Below are 11813 nucleotides of genomic sequence, written 5' to 3'. Positions count from 1 at the left end.
TCGCTTACCAGAGCAGCAAAACCATCTATCAAGTCAAGCATGGGATGCTCTCGGACTACTTGATTGCACAACTCAAGCATCCGTCTGTTCAGATGGCTCTTGCGTAAGTCCTGAAAGCGACATCAACCAGCTGATCAATATTGTTCTAATCAACTTTTTAGTAGATATGGAAACTGATGACTTTTCGAACGAAAATTTAGAGCCGTCAGCTAGTACAGCAGCGATTTCTCGGATTAACTTGTTGACCATGTTTCGGTTAGGGTTGTTTCAGATGGGCTTAGGCATTATGTCTCTGCTCACCTTGGGCGTTCTCAACCGCGTGATGATTGATGAGCTGAAAGTTCCAGCTTTGGTGACGGCTGGAGCGATCGCGATGCATCAGTTTGTCGCTCCAGCGCGAGTTTGGTTTGGCCAGATGTCAGACTCCAAGCCGTTTTTGGGCCATCACCGCACAGGTTATGTTTGGGTAGGCGCTGCCTTGTTTGCGATCGCTGCTTTCCTAGCGGTACAAGTGATGTGGCAATTGGGGAGTAGCATTGCCAACGACTCTGCGTTGCGACCGCAAGGCTGGAGCCTTGCCACATATGGGTGGATAGGACTCCTAGGGTTAGTTTTTGCCATTTATGGATTGGCGCTTAGCTCTAGCTCAACCCCCTTTGCCGCCTTGCTGGTAGATGTCTCAGATGAAAGTAACCGCTCGAAGCTAGTAGGCATTGTCTGGTCAATGCTGATGGTCGGCATTGTGATTGGAGCCATCATCATTAGTGTGGTGCTGAAACCATTGGCCTTAGATGCGCCGATCGCGGCTGTGCAAGCATCGATCAATCGCGTGTTCATGATTATTCCGGCGGCTGTGTTTGGTCTGGCGCTGCTGGCGACGTTTGGGGTAGAGAAGAAGTATTCCTGCTATGCTTCTCGCTCTAGCTTGGTCGATCGCGAAGATAGCATCACTTTTGGACGTGCCCTCAAGATTCTGACCGCTAATCGGCAGACTGGGTTATTTTTCATTTTTCTCTTGGTGATGACAATTAGCTTGTTTATGCAAGAACCTGTACTGGAGCCTTACGGGGCGCAGGTGTTTCAGATGCAGATCTCAGAAACTACAAAGTTAAATGCTTTTTGGGGCATGGGCACGTTGATTGGCATTAGCTCCACTGGCTTTTTAGTCGTGCCACGCTTGGGTAAGCAGAAGACGACTCGTTGGGGCTGCTTTTTGGTGGCTCTTAGCTTCATTTTGATTATTTCGTCGGGCTTTAGTCAAAATGCCAAATTGCTCCAAGGTGCTTTGTTCTTGTTTGGCTTGGCTTCTGGGATCACTACGACCGGGGCGATCAGTTTGATGCTCGATCTCACGGCAGCAGAAGCAGCGGGCACTTTTATTGGTGCTTGGGGTTTGTCCCAGGCAATGGCTAGAGCTTTGGCGACTGTGACCGGAGGAGCGGTGCTCGATATTGGCAAGAAACTGTTCAGCAACTTAGTTTTTGCTTACGGCTTAGTGTTTGCACTGCAAGCTGTCGGGATGGTGTTAGCAGTTTGGTTTTTAGGGCGGGTAAATGTGCAAGAATTTCGCAGCAATAACAAACAGGCGATCGCGGCTGTGCTAGAAGGTGATCTAGATTAATGACTGATTTTTGGACGACGATTCTTGATTTTGCTGAGGCGACGACGGCTAGAGTCGGTAAACAGTTACTGGCAGATTTTGGTCAAGCTCAAGCAGCAGAAAAAGCGGATGGTAGCTTAGTCACCCAATCCGACCAGTGGGCTGACCAGGAATTGCGAGAGGCGATCGCGGCGGCTTTTCCGGAGCATGGGGTGCTGAGCGAGGAGGTGGAGCACATTTTTCCAGGGACGGAATGGTGCTGGATTATTGACCCGATAGATGGCACGACCAATTTTGCCCGTGGCATTCCGCTTTGGGGAATCTCTCTAGGGTTGCTGTATCGCGGTACGCCTGTATTTGGGTATGTGCATTTGCCGACACTGGGCCAGTCGTTTCATGGGTTTTGGTACGGTGATTCTGGGTTGAGTGGGCCTACTGGGGCGTTTCTCAATCGCCAGCCAATTCACAGTAGTGTGGATGAGCCTTCGCGCAATCACTTTTTCAGTTTGTGTGCTCGCAGTACTGCGGTGATGCAAAATCGCTTTCCTTGCAAGATTCGCATGTTGGGGGTGGCGACTTACAATCTGCTGACGGTGGCGCTGGGCTCGACGTTGGGGGCAGTAGAGGCAACCCCGAAGATTTGGGATATTGCGGCGGTGTGGGCGATCGCGCAGGCGGGTGGAGCAAGCTGGGTGCCGTTGGAATCGGAGCCTATTTTCCCGCTGCGGGTGGGGCAAGATTACGGGGAGCGATCGTTTCCGACTTTGGTGGTGAGTCGAGGAGAGTTGGTGCCGTTTTTTAGGCCGTATGTGGGCTTTTTGGAAAAATAAGGGTTGCTTGAGCAAACCAAGAGCTTGAGGGCACCTGCCCTCAAACTCCCACTGAAGGACGGTTGCGTCCCCCAGACCCCCTCCAAAAGTGGTTTTGTGGTGTGGGGTTCTACTTTTTGTTCATGGCGAGAACGCCACTAAATAGCATTAGTAAGGCTCCAGCGAGGATGGCGATCGCAAGCCCCCCTAAAATCCAATCCAGTCCAGCAGTGTTTTCCATTTGCGCTTTGTAAGAAGTTGTTTATAGAGCTTACTAGGGGCGATCGCCCCAATCTTCCTCGCTTAAAATACATCTTCATCCTTCATTCCTCATCCTTCACTCTTCCTCCTTCCATAGGTAATCCGCGATCGCTCTACCTCCGTTTTCTATATTTTCTGGGTTGAGTAGGACTAAGCGCTGCACGAAGTTAGGGGTGTTTTTGAGGCGACGGGTGACTCGGCTAGGGATGCCGTCTCCGTAGATGATGTGGCCTTGTCCAGCCAGTACGACAATTTGGGAGTTGGGATGAGTGGTGGCAAATTGAGCGATGCGCTCGGCCATTGTTTCGTCCCAGAGTACTTGCGCTTCAAAGAATTGCTCGAAGTTTTTGCTGGAGCTGTGGCCTTGATGCATTTCTTCGTAGATTTTCTGGATGCGTTGGCGATAGGCAACATTGTCGGTGCGAATCTCTGCGGCGGGTGGAATAAATTGGCGATCGCTGGCCGTCAAACTATCTAAGCCTTGGCGAGCGACTTTGCGGGTGATTTCGGTAGGGGTGTTAAGGGCGATCAGAGGTAGACGTTTAGCTTTGGCAAAGCGCAAAATCGGGGCGTAGTACTCCCAGTCGTAGCCCCAACGTTGATCAAATTGGCTTTGTTGGCGCAGCTCTGCTTCGGTAATTTGCCCTGCCAGATAGCGATCGAGCGCCGGTTGATAGGGGCGTTGAAACATTTCTAACGCGATCGCCAGTCGGGGCTGTTTTTGGTGAAGCGCTTGAATAATTTTGAGTTGTGCTCGATGATCGGCTGGGCTATCGTGAGTCTCGCCTAGGTAAACCACATCGGCGGCTGCTAGCTGGCGGAGGACCGTTTGGGGACTCAAGCGCTGCTGCATCGGGCTAAAAATAGTTTGGGCAGGAGCAGGTGAGGTAAAACACAGAAAAAGGCCAAGCGACCACGCCCAAAGTTTTATTAGCTGACCTTTGCTCATGCTTTCCAACTGCCCCTATTGCTCTACCAAACTTTTTTCACCATAACGAATAATGCTTTGGGAAAGGGCATGCTGATAGCATTTGCAGCAGGCCACAGGTGAGCTGACAAATTTAAGCTGTCTCTGAGCCAGCTAGAAACCTTGCCATTGAGCCAAACACTATGCAGCGCTTTGAGTACATAACGGTTTACGTCAATGCTTCTGGGTCTTACCAGGCAGCTAATGGTAGCTGGAGAAACATGAAAGAATTAGGCGAGCAAGGCTGGGAATTAGTTTCTGTGGTGAGTGATGCAGCCAAAGATATGGTTGCCTTTTTTAAGCGGCCTCAACAGCATAGTTAAACGCATGGATCGAGCTAGCAGAGCGATCGCGACTTTCAACTCTGCATTTCCACCAAAGTTGTTCAACTTTTTCCGGAGCTACCCACCCCTTCCTAGAAGAAAGGAATGGTAGATGCACCCTGAATTTAATCCCTGGCCTTGCGCTGGGGATTTTTTTTATGCCCACAAAGCCTCGGCATGATGGCGAATATGGTCTTCCATGAATGTAGCGATGAAGTAATAGCTATGGTCGTACCCTGACTGCATTCGCAAGGTGAGGGGTTGCCCTACCTGGGTACAGGCTTGCTCAAATAACTGCGGTTTCAGTTGATTTTCTAGGAAGTTATCTGCTGTGCCTTGGTCGATCAGAATCGGACGCTGCCAATCAGCTCTAAGAATCAACTCACTCGCATCATAAGCTCGCCACTGTTCCTGATTTGCACCCAAATAATTATTAAAGGCTTTTTGTCCCCAAGCGCAACGCATGGGAGCCACAATTGGCGCAAAGGCAGATACCGAAAGATAGCGATCGCGATTTCTCAGCGCACAAACCAGCGCCCCATGACCGCCCATTGAATGCCCAAAGATACCTTGGCGATCGCGCTTCACCGGGAAATGCTCTGCGATCAGCACTGGCAATTCTTCAGTAATGTAGCTATACATCCGGTAGTGCTGGCTCCACGGCTCCTGGGTGGCATCGACATAGAATCCAGCGCCTGTACCAAAATCCCAATCTTCATCTTCACCCGGAATCCCTGTATTGCGTGGACTCGTATCCGGTGCCACGAGCATCACCCCGTGCTTGGCGGCAAACTGTTGTGTTCCCGCCTTCGTAATGAAGTTTTCTTCGGTGCAAGTCAGACCAGAGAGGAAATACAACACGGGCACTGGTTCTGCCTTAGCTTGCGGCGGCTGATACACCGCAAATTTCATCTCACTGCTACAAGCTGAAGATTGATGACTGTAAAAGCCAACGGTACCGTCAAAGCAGCGATATTGACTGATGACTTGAGGAGGTGCAGGCATGGCGAAATGGGAGTTCACAGCACTGGCATTCTAATCAATCCACGTTCCCTCGCCTATACACCACGCTCAGTCCTGATAGATGGCAACTCAATTCATTTGACTTTCAGCCATCCCATCATCTGTCCAACTGTTAATTGCAACTCTGCTGCAAATGTAGGTATTGGGAGGCGATCGCTCTCAGCATCCTAAGGATTGCAGTTGTTTCGGGGTGTAACCTATCAATAGCTGTCCTTCTACAACCCGATTGCTTTATGTTTTAGCGATCGCTGGTTGAGAATCTATAGGGCGTTGTGAGCGATCGCTATGTATCATTCTTAAATCACGCTAACCCCAGCCATCTTTATAAAGCTCAATAACCTTCTGCAGTAAGGCATGTGCTGCATGTTTCTTAGCTTCTTTGATAGAGGTGCCTTTGCCTTCCGCTACCAAACTTCTACCTCTAAATTTACAAGTTGCTTCTAAGGTGAATTCTGGGCGATGAGATACACCTGTACGTTCAATTTCAGTATATTCGGGAGGGGATTCACCCTTCTTAGCTAAAAATTCTTGTAAAGCAGAGATGGAGTTTTTGTCTTCAAGGGTAGCTAGTAGCTCTGCCATAACTCGCGCTTCCAAACGTTGTCTTTGTATCAAAGGATTGGAAGTTATATTTTGCTGGGTATCATTCCATTTCTCAATTTTCTCTTTACTTAGCTCGAAGACCGTTCTAACTACTTCTTTGCACTTCTTCAGTCCTTGATCCCGGTAGAGAGCGGCAATCAACGCTTCTAGTCGGTCAGCGAGCACTCTATCTGTGACATGCTCTTTGCTGCTTGTCCTAGGAATAATAACTACATCAGCTAAGTTGATCCGCCTACCAATACGAGTTAAATGTTCATTTTCAACTAGGCTAGAGCGTACATGCGTGAACCAGCCTGGTTCATCAATTGAGTAATTCTCAAATAAGTATTCTGACACTATAAAGCCAAGTACTGAATCTCCAAAATGCTCTAAAACTTCTCCTTGACGTAAAGTAAGAGCAATTCTATAAATGCTGAGATCTTTGGGAGTAACCTTGAAATGGTGACGAATCCATTCGCGCAGGTCTTGGTCATTCATGAAGCTTACTGAGTCTCTAGCTAAATAGACATGCACTATTTATACCTACACTAAGGCAGCTTCTATTCCAGAGATTAGTTGTCTATAAAGTGAAGTAGTGTGACTGCACAAAAAAATAAGGTGAGCGATCGCCCACCTTACTCACAAAAAAAGTTTTTAGTAACAATTAGCCAAAGATGCTACCGAAAAATTCGATCGCTTCTTTGAGAGATTCAATGAAGACATCAATTTCTTCGCGGGTGTTGTAGAAATACAAACTCGCCCGTGCTGTAGATTGTGCCCCTAAATGGCGGTGTAGTGGTTGCGTGCAGTGGTGCCCAGCCCGAATTGCGATTCCTGCTTGATCCAAAATCGTCGAGAGATCGTGGGGGTGAACTGCGCCCACCGTGAAAGCAGCGAGAGCAGCACGGCCTTTGCCATCTTCAGTTGGTTTGGGGCCATAGGTGCGGACTTCGGGCAACTCCGCTAAGCGCTGGTACAGGTAAGCCGTCAGTTCTTCCTCGTAGGCGTGGATTTTGTCCATACCCAAGCCCATCAGGTAATCAACTGCGGCACCGAGGGCGATCGCTTCAGCAATGGCAGGGGTGCCCGCTTCAAACTTGTGGGGCAAATCGGCGTAGGTGGAGTGATCGAGAAACACATCCGCAATCATCTCACCACCACCCAAAAACGGCGGCATCGAGCGTAGCAGAGCCAACTTGCCGTAGAGGAAACCGATCCCAGTCGCAGCACACATCTTATGACCAGAGCCGACCAGCCAATCGCAATCAATGTCCTGCACGTCAACTGGCATGTGGGGTACGCTTTGGCAGGCATCGATCAGCACTCTCGCGCCATGTTGGTGAGCGATCGCGCAAATCTCTTTAACGGGGTTAATGCAGCCCAAGGTGTTGGAGACATGCACCACGGAGACGAGCTTGGTCTTGTCGGAAATCAGCGACTTGAACTGCTCTAAGTTGAATTCTTCGGTTTCAGTTAGCTCCACAAATTTGAGCACCGCGCCCGTTTTCTGCGCCACCAACTGCCAGGGAATCAGGTTGCTGTGGTGCTCCATCACGCTCAGGATGATCTCGTCACCCTGCTTCAGTGTGCTCAAGCCCCAAGCGTTCGACACCAAGTTGATCGCTTCGCTGGCGTTGCGGGTGTAGATGATTTCTTGCCGAGAGGCCGCATTGACAAACTTCGCGACCTTATCTCGTGCGCCTTCGTAAGCATCGGTTGCCCGCGAACTGAGGGTATGCACGCCCCGGTGAACGTTAGCATTGTCGTGCTCGTAGTAGTGCTGCAACGCTTGCAACACCGCTTGGGGTTTTTGCGAGGTAGCCGCGTTGTCCAGATAGACCAAAGGCTTGCCGTTGATCTCCTGATCCAAAATCGGGAAGTCAGCGCGGACCTGGGCGGCGAGAGTTCTTTCCTGAGCAATAGTCATAGTTCTAAAAAGCTCGTTGTTTCACTAGCTGAGACAGGCGATCGCGCACAGAGGCAACGGGAATTTGATCAATAATCTCGATCGCGAAGGCATAAACCAAAAGCTGACGGGCACTGGCCTGGTCGAGACCACGACTTTGTAGATAGAAGATTTCATCGGGGTCAATCTGCCCCACCGTTGCCCCGTGACTGCACTTGACGTTATCTGCCGTGATTTCTAGCTGCGGCTTGGTATCCACGCGGGCTTTGGGGGAGAGGAGCAAGTTGCGGTTGAGCTGTCCTGCGTCGGTGAGTTGCGCCAGCTTGGGCACAAACACTTTGCCGTTGAACACAGCCCGCGCTTGCCCATCCACAATGGTTTTGTGCAGTTGGCGGCTGCTGCCGTGAGGTTGGGTATAGGCGATCGTGCTGTGAGTATCGCCGAGTTGGTCTCCAGCCACGAGGGTCAAGCCGTTGAGGTTGGTTTCGGTCTGCTCTCCAGTTTGGAAAATTTCCAAGTTGTGCCGCGACAGTTTAGCGCCAAAGCTGACGGCGTTGCAGGTGTAGCGACTGTCACGAGCTTGGCTGACCGCAGTTTTGCCAATGTGGAAAGCGTTTTGGCTGTCCCGCTGAACTCTAGTGTGACGCACCTGAGCATTTTGTTCGACCCAGATTTCCGTCACCGAATTGGTGAAATATACACCCTCACCAACCGTGCCATAATCTTCCACGAGCGTCACACTGCTGCCCGTTTCTGCCACCACTAAGCAGCGAGGCTGAGAGAGGATGGGGCGATCGCTGGCAGTAGAGACAAACAGCAAATGAATCGGCGTTTCAACTTCCTGATTCTTCGGAATCCAAACGATGGCAGCATCACTCAGACCTGCGGTGTTGAGTGCGGTAAAGACTTCTTCCGCACCGGGTTGCTTTGCCAAGTAGTTCTGCGATCGCGCTTTTAACTCCTCTGGTAAAGCCGCCAAATTACCGACAAAGATATTAGCTGGGAGATTGGCGATCGCAGAGAGTTCCGACGTATAAACGCCATTGACGAACACCAACCGACTCTCAGCCGCCTCTAACAACGCGAATGCTTGAACGGCCTTAGAGCTAACTACTAATGAGCGATCGCCAACTACCAACTCCACCTGCAACAAGGGCGACAAATCGGTGTAGCGCCATTCTTCATTGCGAGTCGTGGGGAAGGTTTGCTCTTGCACCAACGCCGCAGCCTGGGATCTGAGTTCTGGGAGGCGATCGCTGACTTTCACCTCAGTGCTTTGAGCCAACTTCAGCAACCCAGCCAAGTAAGCTTCCCGGTTGGTTGCTGCCTGGGAACTCGCAGTTTGTTCGGGGGAAACCTGAATCGTCATCGTGCTGCCACCTCAGCCGCGTCTTCTTCACGGACCCATTCATAACCGCGCTCTTCAAGTTCCAGCGCCAGTTCTTTACCACCTGTAGTCAGGATGCGACCGCCTTCCATCACATGCACAAAATCAGGAGTGATGTAGTTGAGCAAGCGCTGGTAGTGGGTGATCAGAATCGTGGCATTTTGGGGATTGGCGATCTGGTTGACACCACCAGACACGATCTTGAGCGCATCAATATCTAAGCCAGAATCAGTTTCATCCAGAATGGCTAACTTGGGTTCCAGCAGCGCCATTTGCAGAATCTCGTTGCGCTTTTTCTCGCCACCCGAGAAGCCTTCATTCACGCTGCGATTCAGAAACGCAGGGTCCATCTTCACCACATCTAGCTTCTGCCGCACCAAATCATCAAAGTCAAAAGCGTCGAGTTCTTCCAGACCTTGGTGTTTGCGGCGCGAGTTGTAAGCCACGCGCAAGAAATCGATGTTGCTGACCCCTGGAATTTCTAGGGGATACTGGAATGCCAAAAACACACCCGATCGCGCCCGTTCTTCGGGTTCCTTTTCCAATAAGTTTTCGCCCAAGAAAATCACTTCGCCACCTGTGACTTCGTAAGCGGGATGCCCTGCCAAAATCTTGGAAAAAGTGCTCTTACCAGAACCGTTTGGCCCCATGATGGCGTGAATTTCTCCAGCCTTGACCTCCAGGTTCAAGCCTTTGAGGATTTGGGTACCGTCCACATTCGCGGTTAGATCCCGGACGGATAAGATAACTTCGCTATTTTCAATGATCATTGCAACTGATTAAAACTCTGGAATGCTTGAGGGTTAGGGATTCGAGCAAGTTAGGGAGAGAGAAGCGATCGCGGCTTTCTTGGGTTTCGCCCCTCTCCCACTGGGAGAGGGGCTGGGGGAGAGGTCTAACCCACGCTGCCTTCTAGTTTCAGGGCCAACAGGCGATCGGCTTCGACTGCAAACTCCATTGGCAACTGACTGAACACATCCTTACAGAAACCGCTGATCATCATCGAGATCGCGTCTTCCATCGAGATGCCGCGTTGGGTGAAGAAGAAAAGCTGGTCTTCCCCAATCTTGGAAGTTGAGGCTTCGTGCTCTACCTTGCCTGTGTTGTTTTGCACTTGGATGTAAGGGAAGGTGTTGGCTTGGGCATTGTCACCAATCAGCATCGAGTCACACTGCGAGTAGTTGCGTGCGCCCTCCGCTTTCGGGCTAATCTTCACCAAACCTCGATAGCTGTTCTTGGATTTACCTGCCGAAATCCCCTTGGAGATAATCGTGCTGCGGGTGTTCTTGCCGATGTGGATCATCTTGGTGCCTGTGTCGGCTTGCTGCATGTGGTTGGTCAGCGCCACCGAGTAGAACTCACCTACAGAGTTGTCACCGACCAGCACGCAACTGGGGTACTTCCAGGTGATGGCCGAACCTGTTTCGACTTGGGTCCAAGAAATCTTGGAGTTCACGCCTTGGCAGAGACCGCGCTTGGTGACGAAGTTATAGATACCGCCTTTGCCGTTCTCGTCGCCTGCATACCAGTTCTGGACAGTGGAGTACTTGATCTCAGCATTGTCCATCGCTACCAATTCCACTACAGCGGCGTGGAGCTGGTTGGTGTCGTACATAGGGGCAGTACAGCCTTCGAGATAGCTGACTGAGCTGCCTTCTTCAGCCACAATCAGCGTCCGCTCAAACTGCCCTGTGTCGCCACTGTTGATCCGGAAGTAGGTGGACAACTCCATCGGACACTTGGTGTTTTTGGGGATGTAGACGAAGGAACCGTCGCTAAACACCGCCGCGTTGAGGGCCGCAAAATAGTTGTCGGCTACAGGCACAACGCTACCGAGGTACTTCTGCACCAACTCTGGATACTCGCGCAGCGCTTCGGAGATCGAGCAGAAGATCACGCCCTTCTCAGCTAGCTTCTCGCGGAAGGTGGTGGCCACGGAAACGCTGTCGAAAATAGCATCGACGGCAACGTTGGCAAGGCGCTTTTGCTCAGTCAGTGGAATGCCCAGCTTCTCAAAGGTTTCTAGCAGAATGGGGTCTACTTCGTCCAAGCTCTGCTTCTTCTGCTTCTGCTTGGGCGCGGAATAATAAATGATGTCTTGGTAATTGATTGGCGGGTAGGTGACATGGGGCCAAGTTGGCTCAGTCATCTTCAGCCACTGGCGATACGCCTTGAGGCGAAACTCCAGCATGAATTCTGGCTCTTCTTTCTTGGCCGAAATTAAGCGGACGGTGTCTTCGCTTAATCCACGGGGTACGGTTTCTGACTCGATGTCCGTCACAAACCCGTACTTGTAGGGCTGATTGACGAGTGTCTTAACGCTTGCAGTCATCGGTAGTGTTCTCTCAGGACTCTAGGGATCGGAGGCGGCTGAACAGCAAACCTGGGGCGAAATGAGACGCTAGGTCAGCAAACGAGGAAAGTGTGTTCTCTAGGGAAAGGAATCGAGTCAGCCGCAGGCAAAAGGCTAGAAATTAATATTGATTGGTCACAGCTCTAACTTCTTCAAAGCTGATTTCCTGCTTGTCCCCCCTAAACTCGTTGTCTTCGGTCAGGAAGAGCATGCAGTGGCACTCTTTGCGCTCGCGCATGGGGACGCAAGGGCAGTTCCAGAAAGCTGCGGCTACTTCTGCTTCTTTGTCTTCGTAGTGACGGCAAGGGCAGAGGGGAGCACCTAGTTCGTCCTTGTGTTTGGCTAGCCCTTCGATCACAACAGCGGTGACACCGGGGTCCATACAGAAGTAGGTTCCTGTCCGTTTGGCATAAGTTTCTGAAAAGTGCCTCATAGCTTCGAGGCTTTTTTCTGTTGCTTGCTGGCTTTCAGGGGTCGTTGAATTCATGAGGCAGGATGGCAGGACAAACTGAACTACAATCTATAATTAAATAATTAAAACAACACTTTCGTTGCTTAATTTCTATTTTAGGGTACTTTAGAAACAATTTAGTTGTCAAAGT

Annotated in this window: 11 protein-coding genes; 3 read left to right on the top strand and 8 right to left on the bottom strand. The window is 50.7% G+C overall.

Annotated elements, in window-relative coordinates; genetic code table 11:
* The first annotated feature begins 166 nt into the window (after window positions 1-166).
* Window positions 167-1621 carry an MFS transporter gene (locus H6F72_RS10400; RefSeq protein ID WP_190434306.1) on the top strand — a complete coding sequence of 485 codons (1455 nt, stop codon included), beginning with the start codon at window positions 167-169 and terminating at the stop codon, window positions 1619-1621.
* Window positions 1621-2430 carry an inositol monophosphatase family protein gene (locus H6F72_RS10395; protein ID WP_190434303.1) on the top strand — a complete coding sequence of 270 codons (810 nt, stop codon included), beginning with the start codon at window positions 1621-1623 and terminating at the stop codon, window positions 2428-2430. Before H6F72_RS10400 ends, H6F72_RS10395 begins: the two co-directional genes overlap by 1 nt.
* Before the next feature lie 316 nt (window positions 2431-2746).
* Here H6F72_RS10395 and H6F72_RS10390 read toward each other — a convergent pair whose 3' ends face one another.
* A complete protein-coding gene (locus H6F72_RS10390) occupies window positions 2747-3619 on the bottom strand; it encodes a ChaN family lipoprotein (protein ID WP_190434301.1) in 873 nt (290 codons plus the stop codon).
* Between the two features lie 161 nt (window positions 3620-3780).
* On the opposite strand from H6F72_RS10390, the gene H6F72_RS10385 reads away from it, so the two are divergent.
* Window positions 3781-3960, top strand: coding sequence for a DUF4177 domain-containing protein (locus H6F72_RS10385; RefSeq protein WP_190434298.1), 180 nt, complete (start codon window positions 3781-3783; stop codon window positions 3958-3960).
* A 156-nt stretch (window positions 3961-4116) separates the two neighbouring features.
* Here H6F72_RS10385 and fghA read toward each other — a convergent pair whose 3' ends face one another.
* The 7 genes from fghA to H6F72_RS10350 form a co-directional block, all read right to left on the bottom strand.
* A complete protein-coding gene (gene fghA / locus H6F72_RS10380; protein WP_190434387.1) occupies window positions 4117-4965 on the bottom strand; it encodes an S-formylglutathione hydrolase in 849 nt (282 codons plus the stop codon).
* A 324-nt stretch (window positions 4966-5289) separates the two neighbouring features.
* Window positions 5290-6063 carry a ribonuclease III family protein gene (locus H6F72_RS10375; protein ID WP_190434296.1) on the bottom strand — a complete coding sequence of 258 codons (774 nt, stop codon included), beginning with the start codon at window positions 6061-6063 and terminating at the stop codon, window positions 5290-5292.
* 166 nt (window positions 6064-6229) lie between these two features.
* Complete coding sequence (locus H6F72_RS10370) at window positions 6230-7486, bottom strand: SufS family cysteine desulfurase (RefSeq protein WP_370527475.1); 1257 nt, start codon at window positions 7484-7486, stop codon at window positions 6230-6232.
* Window positions 7487-7496: 10 nt separating this feature from the next.
* Window positions 7497-8840, bottom strand: coding sequence for a Fe-S cluster assembly protein SufD (gene sufD, locus H6F72_RS10365; RefSeq protein WP_190434292.1), 1344 nt, complete (start codon window positions 8838-8840; stop codon window positions 7497-7499).
* Complete coding sequence (gene sufC, locus H6F72_RS10360) at window positions 8837-9628, bottom strand: Fe-S cluster assembly ATPase SufC (RefSeq protein WP_190434290.1); 792 nt, start codon at window positions 9626-9628, stop codon at window positions 8837-8839. Before sufC ends, sufD begins: the two co-directional genes overlap by 4 nt.
* Window positions 9629-9753: 125 nt before the next feature.
* On the bottom strand, window positions 9754-11190 hold the full coding sequence (sufB, locus tag H6F72_RS10355; RefSeq protein WP_190434288.1) for a Fe-S cluster assembly protein SufB: 1437 nt from the start codon (window positions 11188-11190) through the stop codon (window positions 9754-9756).
* A gap of 142 nt (window positions 11191-11332) precedes the next feature.
* Window positions 11333-11698: a ferredoxin thioredoxin reductase catalytic beta subunit gene (locus tag H6F72_RS10350; RefSeq protein WP_190434286.1), complete on the bottom strand. Its 366-nt coding sequence runs from the start codon at window positions 11696-11698 to the stop codon at window positions 11333-11335.
* Between the last annotated feature and the right edge of the window lie 115 nt (window positions 11699-11813).

This window comes from Trichocoleus sp. FACHB-46, from assembly GCF_014695385.1.
In the GTDB taxonomy this organism is placed as follows: domain Bacteria; phylum Cyanobacteriota; class Cyanobacteriia; order FACHB-46; family FACHB-46; genus Trichocoleus.
This window is presented reverse-complemented; position numbering and strand designations above follow the sequence as displayed.